A 20,850-nucleotide genomic window follows, 5' to 3' on the forward strand; every position below is an offset into this window, starting at 1 on the left:
GGCCGGCCCGGCGCCGACGCCGACGACGTCGTCGCGCGCGTCACGCTGCCCCGCGGCGTCACGCACGCCCCCGACGCCGTCGTGCCCGGCACCGACGGCTGCACGGCCGACGCGGGCGGCCGCGAGGTGCTGTGCCGGCTCGGGCGGCTGCCCGCCGGCACGACCCGGCCCGTGCAGCTCAACGTCCGCGTCGCCGGCGCGCTCGACCGCTCCGCCGAGATCCGCGTGACCGGCGCCGGCGCGGCGGAGACGCGTGCGTCCGTGCGTGTCGTCGCCTCGTCCGCGAACCTCACGCCCGTCTGGTCGGGCATCGGCGACCTCGACGTCACCGAGGTCGGCGCGCCCCTGCTCGTGTGCCGCTACGGCGCCCAGGTGCCGTGCCCGTCGGTGCACCGCCCGCACGACAACAACGGCCTCGACATGCAGCCGCTCGACGACGCGGCGCCGCCCGGCCCGCGCGCCGACGTCCCCGTGTCGTCGCAGACCACCCTCGCGCTGCCCGCCGGCCGGCCCGTCGTGTGGGCGGGCCTGTACTGGTCCGGCGTGCGCGCGCCCGGCGACGGGTGGAGCGCCGAGCTCGGCACCGCACGCCTGCGCGCGCCCGACGGCACGTGGACCGACGTGCGCGCCCCCGCCGACGCGATCACGCGCGTCGACGACTCGGGCCGCTCCTACTACCCGTCGGCCGTCGACGTCACCGACGTCGTCGCGCGCGGCGGCGCGGGGGCGTGGGCGCTCGCCGACGTCGCCGTCGCCGACGGCCGCAGCGACCCCGAGCCCACGTACTACGCCGGCTGGTCGCTCGTCGTCGTGCACGGCACGCAGGCCGCCGACGGTGCGTCCGTGACCGTGCACGCGGGCGGTGCCTGGATCGGCCGGGCCACCGCCGCGCCCGCGTTCGCGTTCGTCGCCGAGGCGGGCACGCGCGCGCGCATCGGCGTCGTCGCGTGGGAGGGGGACCGCGGGTCCGGCGACGACCGGCTCTCGCTGTCGGGCGTCGGCGCCCTGACGCCCCTGCGGTGGGACGGCACCGCCGTCGCCGGCGGCGGCTCGCGCTCGAACGCCTTCGACTCCACCGCCACCGGCTGGCGGTACGCGAACGCGCTCGGCGTCGACGCGAAGGGGTTCGAGGAGGTCGTGCTGGCGTCCGACGTCGGGACGCTCACGCCCACGACGTCGGCCGACCAGTACCTGATCGGCGTGGTGACCGTGCGGACGGTCGCACCGGACGGGGTCAGCGCGCCCTGAGCCGGGGCGGGTCGGGCGCGGCACGGGTCGGGCGCGGCACGGGTCGGGTCGAGCGGGGCAGGGGTCGAGCGGGGTGCGCTGCCGGGCCGACCGGGGTCCCCCGATCCCATGACGCCGACCCGGCAGCGCGCGTCCTCAGCCGGCGTCCCCCGAGCCGGCGAGGACGTCGGGGTGCGGCGCGGGCGCGGGGGCGCCGGGCTCGTCCGCCTCGGGCGGGGCGAGCAGCCGCAGGTGCGAGATCCGGTCACCGATGCGGCGCACGTCGCCACTGGTGCCCGGCACGAGGGACAGCGCGGCCGACGTCTCGGCCGTCGGCAGCAGGTCGTGGGCGAGCTCGCGCAGCATCTCCGCGGCCTCGGCGAGCTCGGCGGCGCTCGGCGCGGGCGCGTCGTCACCCGTCGGCAGGCTCACGTACAGCACGAGCGCGGCGCGCGGCGGGGCGGCGGGCGGGTCGGCGACGAGCGGGGCGACGGCCGCCGGTCGGCGGACGCGCGCGGTCGCGGGTGGCGTCATGGGTGTCTCCGGGTGAGCGGACCGGCGTCGACGCGGTGGGCGGAGCCGGCGGGGCGGGGTGGTGGGCGGCGTCAGATGCGACAGCGGCGCGGATACCACCCGGACGCGACGACGGACGCACGCATGCCGGCGGCATGCACAGGTCGGCGCGTGACGGGGCTCATGGGACGATCGTGGCACGGTGGGACGAACCGGGTCCACGCGTTACCCGGGTGATCTCAGGGCCTGGGACGCGGCACCGGGCCGTGGGTCTCAGGATCCGGTACGGGCGGCGTCCGCCGGGGCGCGCGGCCGCAGCGGCCGCCGTCGGCCCGGCCCGCCGGCGGCGGTCGTCTCAGACGATGCCGTACAGGCGGTCGCCCGCGTCGCCGAGCCCCGGGACGATGTACGCGTGCTCGTCGAGCCGCTCGTCGACGGCGGCGACGACGACCTGCACGTCCGCCCGGTCGCCGACGAACTCCTCGACGACCTTCAGCCCCTCCGGCGCCGCGATGAGGCACACGGCCGTGACGTCGCGCGCGCCGCGCTGCAGCAGGTAGTCGATCGAGGCGACGAGCGTGCCGCCCGTCGCCAGCATCGGGTCGAGCAGGAAGCACTGCCGGCCCGTCAGGTCGTCGGGCAGGCGGTTCGCGTACGTGATCGCCTCGAGCGTCTCCTCGTCGCGCTGCAGCCCCAGGAACCCGACCTCGGCCGTCGGCAGCAGCCGCGTCATGCCCTCGAGCATGCCCAGGCCAGCGCGCAGGATCGGCACGACGATCGGGTTCGGGTCGGCGATCTTCACGCCCGTGGTCGTCGCGACCGGAGTGCGGATCTCGACCTCGGCCGTCCGGACGTCGCGCGTCGCCTCGTAGGCCAGCAGCGTGACGAGCTCGTCGACGAGCTGCCGGAACGTCGGGCTCGGCGTCTGCGCGTCACGCAGCACCGCGAGCTTGTGGGCGACGAGCGGGTGGTCGGCGACGTGCAGGCGCATGGGGGCCAGGGTAGTGCGAGGATGCGGGCGCACGGGTGGCGGGAGCACGGAGGCGGGGCGGTGGACGACGCGAGCACGGGTGCCGACGTCGTCGTGACGCCCCGGTCGCCGTGGGCCACCCCCGCGGACGACGCGGCCATGGCCGTCGCGCTCGACGAGGCGCGGGCCGCGCTGGCCACCGACGACGTGCCCGTCGGCGCGGTGGTGCTCGGCCCGGACGGGGCGGTGGTCGGGCGCGGGCGCAACGGGCGCGAGGCCGACGGCGACCCGACGGCGCACGCCGAGGTCGTCGCGCTGCGGGCGGCCGCCGCGGCGCTCGGGCGCTGGCGGCTCGACGACTGCACGCTCGTCGTCACCCTCGAACCGTGCCTCATGTGCGCGGGGGCCACCCTGCTGGCGCGCGTGCCCCGGCTCGTGCTGGGCGCGTGGGACCCGAAGGCGGGCGCGTGCGGCTCGCAGTGGGACGTCGTGCGCGACCGCCGCACGAACCACCGCGTCGAGGTCGTCGCCGGCGTCCGGGCGGACGACTGCGCCGCCCTCCTGCGCACGTTCTTCACGCACCACCGCTGACCCCCCGCCGGCGCCTGCGCGGCTCGCACCCTGCCCGACTCGCACCCTGCCCGACTCGCACCTGCCCGACTCGCACTCCTCGACTGCGGTAGATGCGTCACCAGTGCGGGTGTTGCAACACCCGCACTCGTGACGCATCTACCGCACTGGCGGGCCGGGAAGGGGCAGCGGGTGCGGCGTCTTCGCAGAGTGCGGTAGCTCCCGCCGAGTGCGGGTGGTGCACCTGCCGCGCTCGGTGCGACGTACCGCAGTCGGCGATCGGGGCGGCGGGAGGGCGGGGGTCAGGCGTCGGGCGGGAGCGCCGGGAGGAGGGTGACCAGGGCCGCGAGGAGCTCGGAGGTGCCCGTGTGGAGGGTGAGGGTCGCCCAGCGGTCGCCGCGGGTCTCGCCGCGGTTGACGACGACGACGGGCTTGCCCGCCTGCGCGGCGTGGCGCACGAACCGCAGCCCCGACTGCACGCTCAGCGACGACCCAGCCACGAGCAGCGCGTCGGCCGCATCGACCATCGCGTACGCCCGCTCGACGCGCTCGCGCGGCACGTTCTCGCCGAAGTAGACGATGTCCGGCTTGAGGATGCCGCCGCACGGGCGCGACCGGTCGTCGGGGTCCGGCGCCCAGCACGCCTGCACGCGGAAGTCGGCGGTCTGCTCGATGACCGCGTCGGCGTCGGGCGCGATCTCGACGTCGCCGACCTCCCCGCCGACGCGCTCCACGAACCCGGGGTTGAGCGCCTCGAGCCGCTCCGCCAGCACCCCGCGCGGGTACACCGTGCGGCAGCGCAGGCACACGACCCGGTCGTACCGGCCGTGCAGGTCGATGACGTTCCGCGACCCCGCCGCCTCGTGCAGCAGGTCGACGTTCTGCGTGACGACGCCGAGCACGACACCGCGCTCCTCGAGCGCGGCCAGCGCCCGGTGGCCCGCGTTCGGGTGCGTCTCGTGCACGTGCCGCCAGCCCACGTGGTTGCGCGCCCAGTAGTGCCGGCGGAACGCCTCGTCGCCGACGAACTGCTGGAACGTCATCGGCGTGCGCGGCGGCGAGTCCGGGCCGCGGTAGTCGGGGATGCCGGAGTCGGTCGAGACGCCCGCGCCCGTGAGCGCGGTGAGGCGACGGCCGGCGAGCAGGGCCACGACGTCGTCGAGGGTGCCGCGCACGGCGGCGGGACGGGCCGGGGACGTGCTCACCGCTCCACGGTACGTCGCGCGCCGGGGCCGGGACGGCGGCCGGCGGGGCACGTGCCGCAGGTCACGGGACGCCGGATTGGGAGCCACGGGGGTCCACCGGGTAGGGTTACCCGCCGAGGTAGCGTGTCCGAGCGGCCTAAGGAGCACGCCTCGAAAGCGTGTGTGGGTGAAAGTCCACCGTGGGTTCAAATCCCACCGCTACCGCCAGTCGAAGGGCCCCGCCCGCAGGAACCTGCGGATCCGGGGCCCTTCGTCGTCCCCGCTGCCCCGCTCCGGCTCCCTGTTGCCTCACCTATTGGCGCTCGATGTTCGCCGCTTCCTGACACGTCGGGTTGTCACTACCGCCCGATGAGGAGCAGGAGTGCGACCGCGAGACATGTCAGGAGGCCGACGCCGACGGCGATCAGGCCGGCGCGCTCGTAGGGGCCCATCCGCTCGGTCCACCCCAGGGCGATGGCGGCCTTGCGGATCAGTCGGCGAGCCTCGGCGGTGCTGAGCCGGTCCTCGACCACGGGCTTCGCCTGCGGGCGCTGGCCTGGCCGCCACGTCCACTCGCGGGAGGTGGACCAGGTACGGCCGCGCACGGCGCCGGCTTGGGCGGCGACCAGATGTGGTGTGCGCCCCGTGACGCCGACGGCCCATCGCACGTGGAACTGCGCGTCGGTGATCTGCAGGGTGCGTGCGTCTCCGTCCAGGCGGACCTGGCACTCCACGACCCGCCTGCGCCCGGCCGAGGCGAGCAGCCCGTGCCAGCGTGCGTCGTCCACGGCGATCCTCAGGTCGAAACCCTCAGCCGTTCGCTCGATCCGGTACGGGGTGCCCTCGGTGGCCCTCTCGACCGCCGCGCACAGCTCGTCGGCGGCCGTGCTCACGACCCTGCCGGGAGCGGCTCGTCGTCCACGTCGATCTGGACGGAGACGTCGTCGCCGTCGCGGACGCTGGTGACGGTGACCGTCACCCCGATGCGCTGGTCGCCGTCCGTGATGGTGCACCGGACGTCCGCGCCCTCCCGCGCCGGGACCTGCTCGGGGCACTCGATGCTGTCGGGCGCGCGGCCTGCCTCCTCGGTGAGTGCCGCTGCGACCTTCTCCTCGATCTCGTCGGTCCCGACGAACCGAGTGTCGACATGGACGGAGCAGCCGGCGAGGAGCACCGTCGCGGCGATCGTCAGAGCGAGGAGAGTCGAGCGCACCCCGCATCCTGGCATGCGCGGCCCACTGGTCGGCCGTGAGGCGCCCAACTCCTCGCCGACCCACGGTTCACGTGCGGATGCCTCGAAGGGGCTCCGCCCAGGCTTGCCGTGGACGACCCACGAAGGGTCGAAGGGCTGCCCTACGATTCACACGCGGCAAGCGGACCGGTACGGCGGAGGGCTGCACGGTGGCAACGGGCACGATCAAGGTCGACCTCGAGGAGCTGCGCTCGGCGGCGGCGTCGATCCGTCGGGTGGTCGAGAACGGCACGGCTGAGTACCAGTGCTTCTCCTGGGGTGACGGTTACGGGCATGACGGCTTGGCGCAGGCCATCCAGATGCTCGTCTCCGATGTCGACCTGGCCGTCGACTCCCACGCGGCGCGCGCGGAGCTTCTCGCTGCGGGCCTCGACGAGCAGATCAAGGACTACGAGGCTGCGGAGGCCGAAGCCGGCTCCTGCGTCGCGAACCTGAGCGCTCAGCTGCCCCACACCGGTTGGCGCGGGCCGTCGCCCCTTGGTCCGGGCCTGGCACCGTCTCCGGTCCCAGCGTTCCCGTTCACGTCGGCGGCCGGGTGATGGCAGCCACGCTGGAGAATGCCACTGACCCCAGCCAGCTCGTTCCGGGCAACCCCCGCGCCGAGTACGCCGACGCTGACGCCCTCCGCGCCCGCGCCAGGCAGCTCGAGGAGGCTGGGGATGACATAGCCCGTGTGCGCGTGCCGGGCTGGGAAGGAATCCAGGCGGACCGGTTCGTCGACGCGTTGGCGACGCGCCCCAAGGGTTGGCGCACGACGGCGGACGCACTGGAGGACGCAGCGAAGGCGCTCACGTCGTATGCGGACGTGCTCACAACCGCCCAAGCCGACGCGACTCGGGCAATCGAGATGTGGACCGAGGGTCGGCAACTGACCGCATCCGCCAAGCAGAGCCATTCCGACGCTGTTGACGCTCACGCCCGAGCCGTCTCGCGCGGGATGCTCGTCGCGAGACCGCCGATCTTCATCGACAGCGGCGCGCCGCTGCGCGTGGAGGCCGCCGACATCCTGGAGCACGCGCGGTCCCTGGTTCGGAAGGCCGGCGACGAGGCGGCACGCGCACTAGCGCGCATCCAGGTCAGCGACACCGCAATCGTCCGGACGGAGGCCAGCACCCACCAACGGGTCGACTCCTGGCAGACCTCCGGAGCGGTGCTCTCGGTTGATCCTGAGAGCGGCAAGACCAAGCTCGGCCTCGGTACCGCGGAGGGGCAGGCCCTGGCATGGGGAGGTCAGGCGTCGGCCACCGCCGCGCACGGAACCTTGTTCGCCACTGCGCAGGCCGGCTCGCAGGCAGGTTTCAGAGCCAAGGGCGAGCTCGGCGTCGAGGACAGTCAGTTTCGTGCGCGAGCGTCTGCCAGCGGCGGCCTGTACGGCGACGCGTCGGGCGCGGGTCGGCAGCGAGTACGCCAGCGCCGGCGTCCGCGCGAACGGGCTCGTAGGGGGTTATGCAGAAGCGGGCGTCGGGATTGGCAAAGACGGCGTAGACGCGAAGGCGGGAGGGTTCCTCGGCCTGCAGGCCGGAGCACAGCTCGATGCGAATGTCGGCGGCATCGGCGCTGAGGTAGCGGCCGAGGGATGGGCCGGAGCAGGCGCGGAGGCCGGCCTGACCGCGGGTAAGAACGAGGACGGCAGCTGGACCGTCCGGTCGAACGCTGGCGGCGCGCTGGGACTCGGAGGTTCAGTGTCGTCGGCCGTCACCGTCGCTGCCGATCAAGTGCAGGAGGTCATAGAAGCTGCGACCGGCTGGCTCATGATCCATGCGGTCACTGGCTACTGAGCGAAGCCGCGATGCGAGCTGATCCGCCTCCGCTGGCGTTCCGCCTGCCTGCAGGCTGGACTCCCGTCCCGGTGCCGCCCGGACGCGAGCAGGACATCGACTTCGCGGCGGTGCACTCCCGCGGGCACGAGAGCTTCACGCCCAACATCACCGTCAGTCTGCGCCTCGGCGAACCCGGGTCCCTGACGCAGATGGCGGATTCCTCCCTCGCGCTCCTCGCCGACAACGAACGCGATGTCGTCCTGTGCCGGCGGGACGTGTTGGGGACGGTGTCGCTCCCGGGGCTCGCTCAGCATCTCCAGTTCCACACCCTCACGGCCGGCGGGTGGGTCCGACTCGCACAGCACCAGGTGATGCTCACGCTCCCCAACTCGAGGGACCCCTACCTGCGGTTCGTCTGCATCGCGACCCTCACTGCGACAACTCGATCCGCGTCCGCGGTGGCACCTGACTTCCGCGACACGCTCGCCAGCCTGCGCATCGAGTAAGCCGGCCGCGTGCCCGCACCGGGCGCACCTCACGGCTCCCGACGCTCAGGAACGCGTCTCCCGATCCCTGTACGAGTGGGACTGCTGGAGGGCCTGCGGGCATCCATGGGACGAGCGCGCCTGGTCGGGCAACGACGCAGACGGCGTGTGCGGCGAGTGCGACTACGAGGTCGTGCACCAACTGCGCACCACCGACGCTGCCCCCTGCCGACTCGCATGGGAGAGGTGCGCCCGCACCTGACATCGAGATGCGACCGCTCGCGGTGCCGTCAGCGGCGTCGCCCGATCAACCTCCACTTCGCCATCCCAACGAGGACAGCAAACAGCAAGGCGATGCCGAGCCATACGAACCGTCCGACCAGGCCAGCTCCCAGATCGTCCAAGCGGACCAACCCTCTCCAAGGTGTGCGACCCAAGCCCATCGCTACCGCTCGATCGACAGCCCGGACCCGACAGGGTCCGGGCTGTCGGCATTCGTGGCCCGGGCGGGGCGCTGGCGGCTGCCGTCGACGGCTGCGTCGGGGGTCCGGCCGCCGGCGGACGTCCGCGCGGCCCCTCACTAGGGTGGCCGCCGTGCCCGCCGCCGACCCGCCCCGTCGTCCGCCGGCGGCCGTCGCGGCCGCGCGGGTGCTCGTCGGCGTCCTCGCGCTCGCGGTCCTCGGGTCCTCGTACGCCGGGCAGCGGGCCGCCGGGCGCGGGGCGCTCGCCGACTTCCTCGGCTACTTCACGAACCTGACGAGCCTGCTCGCGGCGGTGCTGGTCGTCGCCGTCGGCGGGCTCGCGCTGGCCGGGCGGGCGGTGCCGGTCGCGCTGACGACGGCCCGGGGCGTCGCGACGGCGTGCCTGCTGGTCGTCGCGGTCGTCTACAACGCCGTCCTGCCGGGCGACGGCGGCGCCGCGCCGTGGGTGAGCGCGGTGCTGCACGGGGTGCTGCCGTGCGTCGTGCTGCTCGACTGGCTGCTCGTCGCTGACCGGCCGGCGCTCCCGTGGCGGCGGCTGTGGCTCGTGCTGCCGTACCCGGTGCTGTGGCTGGCGGTCGTCCTGGTGCGCGGGGCCACCGACGGGTGGGTGCCGTACGGGTTCCTGCTGCCGGAGCGCGGTGCGAGGTCGCTCGCGGTGCACGTCGCCGGGCTGCTCGTGGTGCTGCTCGCGGCCGGCGCGCTCGTGTGGGCGGTCAGCCGGACGCGGGGCGTGCGGTGGCTCGGTGGGTCGTGGGCCTCGGACGGCCAGGGGGCCGCGGCCACCGGCCAGGAGCCCGCGTCCACCGGGCGGCGGCAGGTGGACTGAGCCGTGCCGCCTCAGCCGTCGTCCGCCAGCAGGTCCCGCACCGCCCCCAGGTCCACCACGCCGCTGCCCGCCGCCCGCTCGTCGCGGGCCGGCGCGAGCGCCGCGGACGCGCGCGCGACGACGTCCGGTGCGTCGGCCTCGCGCGCCGCCGTGAGCAGCAGCGCCCACGTGGCCTCGAGCAGGAGGTCGTGGCGCGGCGCGGGCGCGACGGCGAGCGCACGGCGGGCCTCGTCGCGGTGCCCCGCGCGCACCAGCAGCAGGGGCCGGAGCCACGGCTCGTAGGGCCCCGGGTCGGGAGCGGCACCGTCGGGTCCGGCGAGCGCGGCGCCGACGTCCCCGCCCGCGCGCAGCCCACGTGTCACCCGGCTGAGCGCGACGAGCCCGCGCGAGAAGCCGGGCATCTCGTCCGGCGCCGGCGGCTCGGGCGTTCCTGCGGACGCGTGCCGGAACCACGCCGTGAACGTCGACGCCAGCGGCCGCTCGGCGGCCGCCGCCACCGAGTCCACCGCGTCCGCCTCGGCGCCCGCGTCGTCGAGCCGCCCCAGCGCGCACAGCGCCTGCATCCGCACGATCCGCCCGCAGATCTCGAACGTCGTCGACTCGGCCCGCCGTGCCGCAGCCACGAGCTCCGCGCCGATCCGGTCGCGGTCGTCCGCGAGCCCCGCGCGCGCGAACCGCTGCATGGCGCGGCCGCTGAGCGCGAGGCACAGCAGCCGGTCGTCCCCGAGCTCGCGCGCCAGCCGCTCCGCCTCGACTGCCTCGGCCTCGCGCGCGGCCGTGCCGCGGTCCTCCAGCGCGACGGTCGCGAGCAGCCGGGCGCGCGCGTGCGGGCTGCCGGCGACGCGGGGGAGCGTGCGGGCCGCCGCGGCGACGACGGCCGCCGCGAGCTCCTCGTCGTCCGAGCGCGTCCACACGCCCGGGGCCTCCAGCCCGCCGATGACGCGCGCCGTGAGCCGCGGGTCGTCGAGCTGCTCCGCCGCGGCGACGGCCGCCAGCCGCTGCGTGCGCACGGTCGCGAGGTCGCCGGAGACGGCGAGGCTGGTGAGGACCGCACCCGACGCCTCCAGCCGTGCGCGGGCACCGCGCCGGTCGAGCGCCGACAGGCCGGCGTCGTGCCACGGCTCCGTGCGCCGGTCGAGGATCTCCCGCTCGAGCGCGTCGAGGGCAGGGCCGGGGTCGAGGCCGAGGTCGTCGGCGAACGTGCGCCGCCCGCGCCGCAGCACGTCGAGGGCGTCGGCCGGGCGGTGCGCGCGGTGCAGCGCGGTGGCGAGCAGGCGCCACCCGTCCTCGCGCCACGGGTGCGCGGCGACGTGCGGGTCCAGCAGCGCGGCGGCGTCGGCCGCGCGGCCCGACGCGGTCAACGCGTCCCCGAGCCGCTCGACGAGGTCGGCCCGCAGGGCGGCGAGCCGTGCCCCCGCCGGCTGCGCCCACGGGCGGTCGGCCAGCTCCTCGTAGGCGTCGCCGCGCCACTCCGCCAGGGCGTGCGTGAGCAGCGGGACGGCCGTCGCGGGGGACGCGCCGCGGGCGTCGGCGGCCGCGTCGGCCACCCGCCACGCGTCGACCGCCGCGCGCGGCAGGCGCAGCGCGTACCCGGTGCCGACGGTGACGACCACGCGCGGCGGGGTGCGCGGCGCCCGGTCCGGCTCGAGCGCGCGGCGCAGCTCCCCGACGAACGTGCGCAGCGCCCCGACGGCGCCGGCGGGTGCGGCGCCGTCCCAGAGGTCGTCGACGAGCGCGTCGGTCGTGAGCGTCCGCCCGCCGGCGTCGACGAGCAGCGCCAGCAGCTCGCGCAGCCGGGGCTTGGCGAGGGGGAGGGGCGCGCCGTCCGCCGCGGCGGACACGGTCCCCAGCACCCGGATCTGCACGTCCGCCACCCCGGCAGGCTAGCCCGCTGATCGGCCGCTGATCGGGGCCGGGCAGCGTGGGCGGCACGCCACCCGACCCACGGAGGACCGATGTCCCTGACCATCCCCGGCTTCACCCAGCAGCGCGTCGAGACCGCACCGGGCGTCGCGCTGCACGCCGCCGTCGCGGGCAGCGGGCCCGCCGTCGTCCTGCTGCACGGCTTCCCGCAGACGCACGTCATGTGGCGCCACGTCGCCGCCGACCTCGCGCGCGACCACACCGTGATCTGCCCCGACCTGCGGGGCTACGGCGCCAGCGACAAGCCCGCCGAGGCCGACGAGCACACCTACGCCAAGCGCACCATGGCCGCCGACGTCGTCGCGCTGGCCGCCGCGCTCGGCCACGACCGGTTCGCGCTCGCGGGGCACGACCGCGGCGCGCTCGTCGCGGTCCGCGCGGGCCTCGACCACCCCGACGCCGTGTCGCACCTGCTGGTCCTCGACGTGCTGCCGACCCTCGACATGTGGGACGTGCTGCACGGCGTCGACGCGAAGGTCGCCTGGCACCTGTACCTGATGGCGCAGCCGGCCGGCGTGCCGGAACCGATGATCGCCGCCGTCGCGGACACGTTCTTCGCGGCGTTCCTCGACGGGTGGGTGGCCGACCCGGCCGCCATCCCGGCCGAGTTCCGCGCCGAGTACCTGCGGGCCAGCCGCGAGGCCGTGCCGTCGATCGTCGCGGACTACCGTGCGTCGGCCGGGATCGACGTCGTCCACGACCGCGCGGACCGCGCCGCCGGGCGGACGCTGACCATGCCCGTCACCGTGGTGCAGCAGGACTGGGGCGCCGCGCTCGGGTACGACGCGGCGGCGCTGTGGGGCGCGTGGGCCGGCGACCTGCACCACCGCACCACGTCGGCGGGGCACTTCATGGCGGAGGAGGCCCCGGCCGAGGTGATCGCGGACCTGCGGGCGCTGCTGACGCGCTGAGGCTCGCGCCGTACCCGCCCCGCCGGTCCGGCGTCAGGCCGGCGGGGCCGTCGAGTCGCGCACCGTGAGCATCGTGACGAGCTGGACCTGCCGCGACGCCGGCTGCACGCCGTCGGCCATCGCGAGCACGGTCTCGACGGCCATGCGCCCCATGCCGGCCAGGGGCTGGTGCACGGACGTCAGGGCGGGGGAGGTCCACATCGCCTGCGGGGTGTCGTCGAAGCCGACGACGCTCAGGCGTCCCGGCACGGGGACGCCGTGCTCGCGCGCGGCGGCCAGCACGCCCACGGCGATCTCGTCGTCGCCGCAGACGACGGCGGTCGGCGGCGACGGCAGGCGCAGCAGCTCGCGCGCGTGCCGCAGGCCGGTGTCGACGGAGAACCAGCCCTCGCGCACGAGGTCCCGGTCGAGGCCGACGCCCGCGGAGTCGAGCGCGGCGCTGTAGCCGTGGAACCTCTCCTGCGACGCGGCGGACGCCGACGGGCCGCCGATCCACGCGATGCGCCGGTGGCCGAGCTCGAGCAGGTGCTCCGCCGCGGTGCGTCCGCCGGCCCAGTTGGTCGAGCCGATGCTGACGACCTCGGGCGTGTTGACGTCGACGGGGTCGACCATGACGAAGGGCAGCCCGGCGGCCTCCGCAGCGGCGAGCATCGTCGCCGGCTCGCCGAGGGTGAGGCCGATGACGCCGACGACGCCCGACGCGAGCTGCTGCTCGACCCAGGCGCGGGCGAGCGTGCGGCTGCGCCGCGACTCGCGGTCGGGGGCCACGCGCAGCAGCAGGTCCGCCCGGCTCGCGGTGGCCGCGGCGAGGACGCCGCGCAGGACCCCGGAGACGTAGGGGGACTCCTCGCCGTCGACCACGGCGGCGAGGGCGCGCGTGCGCGGCGGCGTCCACGGCTGCGTGCTCGGGCGGTAGCCCAGCTCGGCGACGGCCTCGAGGATGCGCCGGCGCGTGTCCTCGGCGATGTCGCTGCGCCCGTTGAGCGCCTTGGACACCGTGCCCTTGGTGACGCCCGCGACCGCCGCGACGTCGGTCAGCGTGACGCGCCCGGACGGCGGCCTGCCTGGCATGTGCGCTCCTCTACCCGAAACCGTTTCGACCTTAGTGGCCAGCGGCAACGGATGGCAACAAGCCCAAGCGTTTCGTCTCCCACGCGTTGACCGACGAGCGGTCGCGCAGTAGCGTCCATGGGCGACGCAACGGCGCGAAACAGTTGCGCGTTGTCGGCCGCGAGCGAGTCTCGCCTGGAGATCCCAGGGGTGCCAGACGCGCCGCCGGTCGCAGTGCCCACCCCCGAGAGAGATGGATGCGATGACGCACCCGACGCCGGCCCCCGCCCCGTACCGGATCGACGGCACGACGCCGCAGGAGCGGCCGCTGCGCCACATCTGGAACGCGTGCCTCGGCGCCGGCCGCGCCAACGAGGCGCTGCGCGCGGACTGGCAGGCCCACTTCCGCGAGGCAGTCGAGGTGCTCGGTGCCCGCACCGTGCGCTTCCACGGCATCTTCCACGACGACATGTTCGTGTACCGCGCGACGTACGGCGGCGGCTTCGGGCCGGACAGCACGCTGGCCGAGCCGGTGCTGACGTTCTCCTACGTCGACAAGGTCATGGACTTCATCCTCGACGCGGGGGCCCCCCCGTTCGTCGAGCTCGGCTTCATGCCGCGGGCGCTCGCGACGCAGACCGAGACGCTGTTCTGGTGGAAGGCGCACTGCAGCCCGCCCACCGACATGGGCGCGTGGGCCGAGCTGGTGCGGGGGACCGTGCAGCACTGGGTCGACCGGTACGGGATCGACGAGGTGCGCGAGTGGCGCTTCGAGGTCTGGAACGAGCCGAACCTCGTCCCGCACTTCTGGACCGGCACGCGCACCCAGTACTTCGAGCTCTACGAGGCGTCGGTGCGGGCCGTGAAGTCGGTGGACGAGCGGCTGCTCGTGGGTGGGCCGTCCACCAGCGTGTTCGTCGCGGACGACCGCTACGCGGGCGAGGTCGAGGACCCGAGCCGCACGCTCGGCACGGCCACCGCGACGGACGTCGACGCGCTCGACTGGCGCCCGGTGTGGATCGAGGAGTTCATCGCCTGGTGCGCCGAGCGCGACCTGCCGGTCGACTTCCTCACCACGCACCTGTACCCGACCGACTTCGCGTTCGGCGCGAACGGTGAGGCCGTGCACATCCGCCGGCACGTCGACGCCACGCACGACGACCTGACGGCGATGCAGAAGATCATCGCGAGCAGCCCGTACCCGGACGCCGAGCTGCACATCACCGAGTGGTCGACGTCCCCGTCGAGCCGCGACCGCATGCACGACACCCTCTTCGCCGCGACCTACGTGACGCGCGCCTTCCTGCGCTGCGCCGACCTGACGGACTCGCTCGCGTACTGGACGTTCACGGACGTCTTCGAGGAGGGCGGCGCCGGTCTCGGCCCGTTCCACGGCGGGTTCGGTCTGGTGAACGAGCAAGGGCTGCACAAGCCGACGTTCCACGCGTTCGCGATGCTCGCGCGCCTCGGCGACCGGGTGCTGCTCGACACCCCGCACGGGGTGGTCACCCGCGACAGCGCGACCGACGCGGTGGCGGCCGTCTTCTTCCACTACCCCGACGACATGGGCCGGCGACCCGTGGGCTCCGCGGACTCCTACGCCGAGACGCGCGCGCTCGCGCAGGTCGGGTCGGCGCGGCACGTCCGGCACGTCGTCGAGGGGCTGACGCCGGGCGCGCGGTTCGCGGTCGAGCGCGTCGACTGGGACCACGGCAACGTCGCCGAGGCGTGGCACGCGATGGGCGAGCCGCTCAACCTCACGCGCGAGCAGACCGCGCGGCTGCGCGAGGTCGCCGACGACCTGTGGCGCTCGGAGCTCGTGGTCGACGACGACGGCGTGCTGACGATCGACCTGGAGCTGCCCGCGTGGGCGGTGGTGTCGGTGGCGCCGGCTCGTGGCGGCGCGGACGACCCGGACGTAGCGTCGCGGTACCGACCGGGTACCCGGTAGGCACGTCACGACGAGGTGAGGTAGCAGTGAGCGACACGTCGACCACCGCCTTCGAGGCGGCCGTCGAGCGGGTGCGCGCCGGAGCCGCCCCCGCCGACGAGGCCGCCGGGCTGTACGCGCAGCTCGACGAGGCGGAGCGCCTCGGCCTCCTGGACGGCGACACCCCCTTCTGGGAGGGCATGGCCGAGATGGGCCAGGGCTACAACGTCCGCCCGTACGTGCACGGCGCGGTCGAGCGGCTCGGCATCCCGGGCATCCGGTTCGTCGACGGGCCGCGCGGCGTCGTCTCGGGCCACGGCACCGCGTTCCCCGTCTCGATGGCCCGCGGCGCCACGTGGGACGTCGACCTCGAGGAGCAGGTTGGGGACGTCATCGGCCGCGAGCTGCGCGCGGTCGGCGGCAACTTCTTCGGCGGCGTGTGCATCAACCTGCCGCGCCACCCGGCGTGGGGCCGCGCGCAGGAGACGTACGGCGACGAGCCGTTCCACCTCGGCGAGATGGGCGCGGCGCTGACCCGCGGCGTCGAGCGGTACGCCATGGCGTGCGCCAAGCACTACGCGCTGAACTCGATGGAGAACGCGCGGTTCACGGTCGACGTCACGGTCGACGAGGCGACGCTGCACGAGGTCTACCTGCCGCACTTCAGGCGGACGGTGGACGAGGGCGTGTCCGCGATCATGTCCGCCTACAACGCGGTGAACGGGGAGTGGGCCGGGCAGAACCACTACCTGCTCACGGACGTGCTGCGCGACCAGTGGGGCTGGGACGGCATCACCGTCAGCGACTTCATCTGGGGGCTGCGTGACGCCGCCGCGTCGCTCAACGCGGGCCTCGACCTCGAGGAGCCGTTCGCGCAGCAGCGGGCGCGCGACCTGCCGCGCCAGCTGGAGGCCGGCGAGACGACGTGGGAGCTCGTCGAGCGCGCCGGCGTGCGCCTGCTCGCTGCGCAGCTGCGCTCGTACGCCCGCCGCGTCGACGGCGACCTCCCGGTCGAGATCATGGCGTCCGAGGCGCACCGCGCGCTGGCCCGCGACGTCGGCCGCCGCGCCATGGTGCTGCTGCGCAACGAGCCTGTGGACGGCACGCCCGTCCTCCCGCTCGACCCGGCCACGGTCACGTCGGTCGCCGTGATCGGCCGGCTCGCGACCGCGCCGAACATGGGCGACAAGGGCTCGTCCGACGTGCGTCCGCCGTCCTACGTCACGCCCGCCGAGGGCATCCGCGCCGCGTTCCCCGGCGCCACGGTGACGGTCGTCGACCAGGACGACCCGGCCGCCGCCGCCGAGGCCGCGCGCGCGGCGGACGTCGCGGTCGTCGTCGTCGGCTTCGACGAGCGCGACGAGGGCGAGTACGTCGGCTCGGACACCATGAACCGGCCCGAGCTGCTGGCGCTGTTCCCGGAGCAGCCGGGCGGTGGCGGGCACGCGTCGGACGCGATCACGGCGGCCGCGGGCGAGGGCAACGTCGTCATGACGGCCGGCGACGAGTACGGCGGCGACCGCCGGTCGCTCACGCTGCGCCCGGTCGACGAGGAGGTCGTCCGCGCCGTGGCGGCCGCCAACCCGCGCACGGTCGTCGCCGTCGTCGCCGCCGGTGCCGTGCTCATGGAGCGGTGGCGCCACCACGTGCCCGCGCTGGTGATGATGTGGTATGCGGGCATGGAGGGCGGGCACGCGCTCGCGGACGTGCTCACGGGTGCGCACGCCCCGTCCGGGCGGCTGCCGTTCTCGGTGCCGACGAGCGAGGAGCACCTGCCGGCCTTCGACCGCGACGCCACCGCGATCACGTACGACCGGTTCCACGGGCAGCGGCTGCTCGACCGGCTCGGCGTGGAGCCGGCCTACCCGCACGGGTTCGGCCTGTCGTACACGACGTTCGCGGTCGAGGACGCCACTGCGGGCGAGCTCGTCGACGGCGCGCTGACCGTGACCGCGCGCGTGCGCAACGGCGGCGAGCGGGACGGCCGGCACGTCGTGCAGGTCTACGGCCGCCGCACCGAGGGCGACCGCGCGGGGGAGACCGCGGTCGTCGGGTTCGCCGTCGCCGAGGTGCCCGCGGCGCAGGCCGTCGAGGTCGCCGTGCCCGTCCACCTCGTCGCGCTCGCGCGGTGGGACGCCGACGCGAAGCGCCTGCGGCTCCCCACGGGCGGTGTCGAGCTCGACGTCGCCTCGCACGCGCACGCGGCCGACGCCGTCCGCCTGCGGATCGAGGCGTAGCGCGGACGGCGAGCCCGGCGCGGGGGCCGGCGCGCTGAGCCCGGCCGCCGGTCCGGCGTGTCACGACGTCAGCCGCTCCACCTCCGCCCACAGCGCCGCCCCGACGGCCGGGTCGTCGACGGTCGCGTGCCGCTCGGCGACCACGCGGGTGTCGGTGCGCGGGCCGCCGGGCGCGAGGACGCGGTCCGCCGGGAGGTCGTCCGCGACCGCCGCGAGCAGCAGCGGGAGGACGGCCTGCTCCACGGTGCGCGCCATGAGCGCGGCGAGCACGCGGCTCGTGGCGCGCATGAGGGGCGTCGAGCCGCCGGACTGCAGCGGCGTGCGCGCGACGTTCGGGTGCACCACGACGCTGCGCACCGTCGAGCCGTCGGCACCGAGCCGCCGCCCGAGCTCGCGGGCGAGCACCATCTGCGCGAGCTTGGTGGCGCTGTACTGCGCCGGGGGCGACCAGCGGCGGGCGGCGCCGAGGTCCGTGAGGTCGACGCGCTGGCGCAGCAGCCGGTACATCGCGGACCCCACCGTGACGACCCGGCCGGCGGGCGCCGCCTCGAGCGCGTCGCGCAGGCCGTGCGTGAGCACGTGCGGGCCGAGCACGTGCGTGGCAAGCATGAGCTCGTGGCCGCCGACGGTGCTGCGCTCGGGCGCGCCGCCGGTGCCGGCGTTGTGCACGAGCGCGTCGAGCGGGCGGTCGCCGACGCGGGCCGCCAGCGCGCGGACGGACGCCAGGTCCGCGACGTCGACGCGCTCGACCGTGACGTCGCCGCGGGCGCCCGCGGCCAGCAGGCGGTCGCGCACGGCCTCCCCCCGGCGCTCGTCGCGGACGGCGAGGACGACGTCGGCGCCCGCGGCCGCGAGGTCCGCGGCGAGCGCGGCGCCCAGCCCGCTCGAGGCGCCGGTGACCAGGGCGCGCCGGCCGGTCAGGTCGGGGACGTCGGCGCGGCTCCAGGCGAGCGTGCGGCGGTCGACGCCGCGGCCGGGGGACGTGCCGCGGCGGGGAGCGGTGGGGGCGGTGGGCATGGCGTCCGTGGGCACGGCGTCCGTGGGCATGGCGTCGGTGGGCATGGCGTCCTCCGGGTGTCGGGTCGGGCATCGAATCGGATGGGCTATCCGGTGCAGCATACGCACATCCGGATCATGTATCCGATCGGATGAGCGCTCCGAGACGGCGGTAGGCTGGGGCCGTGACCGACCTGCGCGCCGACGCCGCCCGCAACCGCGCACGCGTCCTCGACGTCGCGCGCCGGCGCGTCGACGACGGCGACCTCGCCCTGCCGATGAACGCCCTCGCGGCGGAGGCGGGCGTGGGCGTCGGCACCGCGTACCGGCACTTCCGCGACCGCACCGGCCTGCTGGCGGCGCTCGCCCGCCCGCGGGTCGACGTGCTGCTCGACGACGCCCGCGCCGCCGCGGCGACCGACGACGCCGTCGCCGGGCTCGGCGCGCTGCTGCACGCCGTGCTGCGCGCCCAGCGGGACGACCCGGCGGTCGCCGAGCTGCTGCGCACCGGCGCCGGCGACGACGGGCACGTCGCCGACGTCCTGCGCGCGCTCGGCGACGTCGCCGAGCACGTCCTCGACCGCGCGAAGGCGCAGGGCGTCCGCGCCGACCTGCACGCCGACGACCTGCGCCGGCTGCTGTGCGGCGTCGACCACGCCGCGCGCCTCGGCCCCGACCCGGCCGCCGACGCCGCCCGGTACGTCGACATGCTGCTGCCGGGCCTGCGCGGCGCGTGAGGGGGACGGCGTGCCGTCCTACCGCGTGACCGCGACCGTGGGCCTGCTGCGGCCCGGCACGCAGCCGCAGGACGTGCTGCCCGAGGCCGTCGCCGCGGCCCGTGCGCTGACGGTCGTCGAGGCGCACGACGTCGGCGTCGTCCGCGGCGCCGCGCGCGTCACCGTGCGGTTCGAGGCCACCGGCGACGGCGAGGCCCGCCGCGTCGGGTGGGCCGTGCTGACCCGGCTCGACGAGCTGGCCGAGACGACCGACGGCCGCCTGACCCGCCGCTACGGCAACCGCTGGCTCCCGCCGCGCCGCCCGAACGCCGGCTGACACCCGTCGGGACCCCGCGCCGGCGACACCGCGATCGTGCAGGGGATCGCGGCCCGGCCGCTGCACGACCGCGGGTTCGGCGACGGCCGCGGCCGGGTGGTGGACGGGTGGTGGACGGCGTCGGGGCGGCGGGTGCCGTCCGGCGGGACGTCCGGCAGGCTGGGGCCGTGGTCAGCCTGGACGAGGTGGTCGACGACCTGTACGGCGGGTCGCTCGCCGACTTCGTCGCGCGCCGGGACGCCGCCGTCCGCGCGGCGCGCGCCGCCAAGGACCGGGACCTCGCCCGCGAGATCGCCGCGCTCCGCAAGCCGACGCTCGCCGCGTGGGCCGTGAACCTGCTCGTCCGCGACGACCCCGACCTCGCCGGGCAGGTCCGCGCCGTCGGGGAGGGGCTCCAGGAGGCGGAGCGGTCGCTCGACGGGCCCGCGCTGCGCGAGCTGACGACGCAGCGCCGGCGGCTCGTCGCCGGACTCGTCCAGCGCGCGCGGCGGCTCGCGGCGGCCGCCGGGCAGAAGGTGTCGGAGGCGGCCGCGCAGGAGGTCGACCGCACCCTCACCGCCGCGCTGCTCGACCCGCGCGTCGCCGAGGCGGTCACCAGCGGCACCCTCACGCAGGGGCAGGAGTACGTGGGGTTCGGCGCGTCGCAGGCCGGCGACGACGCGACGGGGGACGCGGGCGACGAGGCGACGGGAGACGCGTCGACCGACGCGGGCGCCGACGGCACGGACGCGGAGGACGGCGGCGGGGCGGTCGTCACGGCGTTCCCCGTGGGCGGGCGCGACGGCCGACGGCGCGCGACGGGCCGCCCGGGAGCAGCTGCGGGGGACGGCGTGGCGCGGTCGGACGCCGGCACGCGCACCTCCCGCCGGGGCGGGCGCACGTCCCGCGACGACGCCGGCCCCACCGAGGACGACGCCGCGACCGGCGCCCGGGACGACGCTGCCGAGCGCGCCGCCGCTGCCGAGCGCGTGCGGGCGGAGGCTGCCGAGCGCGACCGCGAGCGCGAGCGCCGGGCGGCCCGGGAGCGTGCTGCGCGTGAGCGGGAGCGTGCGCTCCGCCGCCACGAGCAGGCGGTGACCGCCCGGGAGGACGCCGAGGCGGAGCTCGCCCGCCTCGAGCAGCGCCACGAGGACGCGACGCGGGCGGAGCGCGCCGCGGCCGCCGCGCTCGAGGAGGCCGAGGAGGCGTCGGCGGACGCGTACCGGGCCGAGGAGGACCTCGTGCGGCAGCTCGCCGAGCTGCGGCGCCGCCTCGCCGAGGCCCGCTCGGCGCTGCCGCGCGTCGACGAGGCGGTGATGGCCGCGCAGACGGCCGCGCACGAGCGCGAGAAGGGCGTCCGGGCCGTGCGGCGCGAGCTCGATCGCGCCCGGGCGTCGGCCGAGCGCGCGCGCGAGCGCGAGGAGGAGACCGCCGAGGCCGTCGCGGCGGCGGACGTCCCCGACTGACGTCGTCGGACGCACCTGCCGCCGTCCCGAGGACCG

Annotated in this window: 20 protein-coding genes, 1 tRNA gene and 1 pseudogene; 14 read left to right on the top strand and 8 right to left on the bottom strand. The window is 76.1% G+C overall.

Annotation, left to right across the window (positions count from 1 at the left end):
• Positions 1–1,248: hypothetical protein (locus ACFUMH_RS07425; protein ID WP_378202741.1), on the top strand; the 1,248-nt coding region annotated here is incomplete at its 5' end.
• 135 nt (positions 1,249–1,383) lie between these two features.
• Here ACFUMH_RS07425 and ACFUMH_RS07430 read toward each other — a convergent pair.
• Together ACFUMH_RS07430 and upp are read right to left on the bottom strand one after the other, a co-directional pair.
• Complete coding sequence (locus ACFUMH_RS07430) at positions 1,384–1,761, bottom strand: hypothetical protein (RefSeq protein ID WP_378202744.1); 378 nt, start codon at positions 1,759–1,761, stop codon at positions 1,384–1,386.
• Positions 1,762–2,095: 334 nt separating this feature from the next.
• On the bottom strand, positions 2,096–2,731 hold the full coding sequence (upp, locus tag ACFUMH_RS07435; protein ID WP_378202747.1) for a uracil phosphoribosyltransferase: 636 nt from the start codon (positions 2,729–2,731) through the stop codon (positions 2,096–2,098).
• A gap of 138 nt (positions 2,732–2,869) precedes the next feature.
• Between upp and ACFUMH_RS07440 the strand changes: the two genes are divergently transcribed.
• Positions 2,870–3,301 carry a nucleoside deaminase gene (locus tag ACFUMH_RS07440; protein ID WP_378202825.1) on the top strand — a complete coding sequence of 144 codons (432 nt, stop codon included), beginning with the start codon at positions 2,870–2,872 and terminating at the stop codon, positions 3,299–3,301.
• A 281-nt stretch (positions 3,302–3,582) separates the two neighbouring features.
• Here ACFUMH_RS07440 and ACFUMH_RS07445 read toward each other — a convergent pair whose 3' ends face one another.
• Positions 3,583–4,485, bottom strand: coding sequence for a Sir2 family NAD-dependent protein deacetylase (locus ACFUMH_RS07445; protein ID WP_378202750.1), 903 nt, complete (start codon positions 4,483–4,485; stop codon positions 3,583–3,585).
• Positions 4,486–4,602: 117 nt separating this feature from the next.
• On the opposite strand from ACFUMH_RS07445, the gene ACFUMH_RS07450 reads away from it, so the two are divergent.
• A tRNA-Ser gene (locus ACFUMH_RS07450) sits at positions 4,603–4,692 on the top strand.
• A 131-nt stretch (positions 4,693–4,823) separates the two neighbouring features.
• On the opposite strand, the gene ACFUMH_RS07455 is transcribed toward ACFUMH_RS07450, so the two are convergent.
• Together ACFUMH_RS07455 and ACFUMH_RS07460 are read right to left on the bottom strand one after the other, a co-directional pair.
• Positions 4,824–5,357 carry a hypothetical protein gene (locus tag ACFUMH_RS07455; protein ID WP_378202753.1) on the bottom strand — a complete coding sequence of 178 codons (534 nt, stop codon included), beginning with the start codon at positions 5,355–5,357 and terminating at the stop codon, positions 4,824–4,826.
• Positions 5,354–5,677 (bottom strand): DUF4333 domain-containing protein, encoded by a 324-nt coding sequence (locus ACFUMH_RS07460; protein WP_378202756.1) that lies wholly within the window; start codon positions 5,675–5,677, stop codon positions 5,354–5,356. Before ACFUMH_RS07460 ends, ACFUMH_RS07455 begins: the two co-directional genes overlap by 4 nt.
• 188 nt (positions 5,678–5,865) lie before the next feature.
• Between ACFUMH_RS07460 and ACFUMH_RS07465 the strand changes: the two genes are divergently transcribed.
• The 5 genes and pseudogenes from ACFUMH_RS07465 to ACFUMH_RS07485 all read left to right on the top strand — a co-directional run bounded on the left by ACFUMH_RS07465 (position 5,866) and on the right by ACFUMH_RS07485 (position 9,269).
• Positions 5,866–6,255, top strand: coding sequence for a hypothetical protein (locus ACFUMH_RS07465; RefSeq protein WP_378202759.1), 390 nt, complete (start codon positions 5,866–5,868; stop codon positions 6,253–6,255).
• Positions 6,255–6,722, top strand: a pseudogene (locus ACFUMH_RS07470) (putative T7SS-secreted protein); the annotation flags it as partial. The gene ACFUMH_RS07465 and the pseudogene ACFUMH_RS07470, both read left to right, overlap by 1 nt.
• Positions 6,723–7,056: 334 nt before the next feature.
• Positions 7,057–7,494 (top strand): hypothetical protein, encoded by a 438-nt coding sequence (locus tag ACFUMH_RS07475; protein ID WP_378202831.1) that lies wholly within the window; start codon positions 7,057–7,059, stop codon positions 7,492–7,494.
• Positions 7,495–7,505: 11 nt separating this feature from the next.
• Positions 7,506–7,982, top strand: a complete 477-nt coding sequence (locus ACFUMH_RS07480; protein ID WP_378202762.1) for a hypothetical protein — start codon at positions 7,506–7,508, stop codon at positions 7,980–7,982.
• Positions 7,983–8,555: 573 nt separating this feature from the next.
• Complete coding sequence (locus ACFUMH_RS07485) at positions 8,556–9,269, top strand: Pr6Pr family membrane protein (protein ID WP_378202765.1); 714 nt, start codon at positions 8,556–8,558, stop codon at positions 9,267–9,269.
• An 11-nt stretch (positions 9,270–9,280) separates the two neighbouring features.
• On the opposite strand, the gene ACFUMH_RS07490 is transcribed toward ACFUMH_RS07485, so the two are convergent.
• A complete protein-coding gene (locus ACFUMH_RS07490) occupies positions 9,281–11,143 on the bottom strand; it encodes a BTAD domain-containing putative transcriptional regulator (RefSeq protein ID WP_378202768.1) in 1,863 nt (620 codons plus the stop codon).
• An 81-nt stretch (positions 11,144–11,224) separates the two neighbouring features.
• Between ACFUMH_RS07490 and ACFUMH_RS07495 the strand changes: the two genes are divergently transcribed.
• Positions 11,225–12,103: an alpha/beta fold hydrolase gene (locus ACFUMH_RS07495; RefSeq protein WP_378202771.1), complete on the top strand. Its 879-nt coding sequence runs from the start codon at positions 11,225–11,227 to the stop codon at positions 12,101–12,103.
• A gap of 33 nt (positions 12,104–12,136) precedes the next feature.
• On the opposite strand, the gene ACFUMH_RS07500 is transcribed toward ACFUMH_RS07495, so the two are convergent.
• Positions 12,137–13,174, bottom strand: a complete 1,038-nt coding sequence (locus tag ACFUMH_RS07500; protein ID WP_378202774.1) for a LacI family DNA-binding transcriptional regulator — start codon at positions 13,172–13,174, stop codon at positions 12,137–12,139.
• Positions 13,175–13,415: 241 nt separating this feature from the next.
• Between ACFUMH_RS07500 and ACFUMH_RS07505 the strand changes: the two genes are divergently transcribed.
• Both ACFUMH_RS07505 and ACFUMH_RS07510 read left to right on the top strand, forming a co-directional pair.
• A complete protein-coding gene (locus tag ACFUMH_RS07505; RefSeq protein WP_378202777.1) occupies positions 13,416–15,104 on the top strand; it encodes a beta-xylosidase in 1,689 nt (562 codons plus the stop codon).
• Positions 15,105–15,130: 26 nt separating this feature from the next.
• Positions 15,131–17,320, top strand: a complete 2,190-nt coding sequence (locus ACFUMH_RS07510) for a glycoside hydrolase family 3 C-terminal domain-containing protein (RefSeq protein WP_378202780.1) — start codon at positions 15,131–15,133, stop codon at positions 17,318–17,320.
• Positions 17,321–17,380: 60 nt separating this feature from the next.
• Here the strand turns inward: ACFUMH_RS07510 and ACFUMH_RS07515 are convergent, their stop codons facing one another.
• Positions 17,381–18,382, bottom strand: coding sequence for an SDR family NAD(P)-dependent oxidoreductase (locus ACFUMH_RS07515; RefSeq protein WP_378202783.1), 1,002 nt, complete (start codon positions 18,380–18,382; stop codon positions 17,381–17,383).
• Positions 18,383–18,501: 119 nt separating this feature from the next.
• Here ACFUMH_RS07515 and ACFUMH_RS07520 point away from each other — a divergent pair, with 119 nt between their 5' ends.
• The 3 genes from ACFUMH_RS07520 to ACFUMH_RS07530 all read left to right on the top strand — a co-directional run bounded on the left by ACFUMH_RS07520 (position 18,502) and on the right by ACFUMH_RS07530 (position 20,814).
• Complete coding sequence (locus ACFUMH_RS07520) at positions 18,502–19,053, top strand: TetR/AcrR family transcriptional regulator (protein ID WP_378202786.1); 552 nt, start codon at positions 18,502–18,504, stop codon at positions 19,051–19,053.
• 25 nt (positions 19,054–19,078) lie between these two features.
• Entirely contained in the window at positions 19,079–19,369 is a 291-nt protein-coding gene (locus tag ACFUMH_RS07525) for a hypothetical protein (protein WP_378202789.1), read from the top strand.
• A 167-nt stretch (positions 19,370–19,536) separates the two neighbouring features.
• The gene (locus ACFUMH_RS07530) at positions 19,537–20,814 is read left to right on the top strand and encodes a hypothetical protein (protein ID WP_378202792.1); all 1,278 of its coding nucleotides are present in this window, start codon (positions 19,537–19,539) and stop codon (positions 20,812–20,814) included.
• The last annotated feature ends 36 nt before the right edge of the window (positions 20,815–20,850 follow it).

Source organism: Cellulomonas sp. NPDC057328, from assembly GCF_042667215.1.
GTDB lineage: Bacteria > Actinomycetota > Actinomycetes > Actinomycetales > Cellulomonadaceae > Cellulomonas.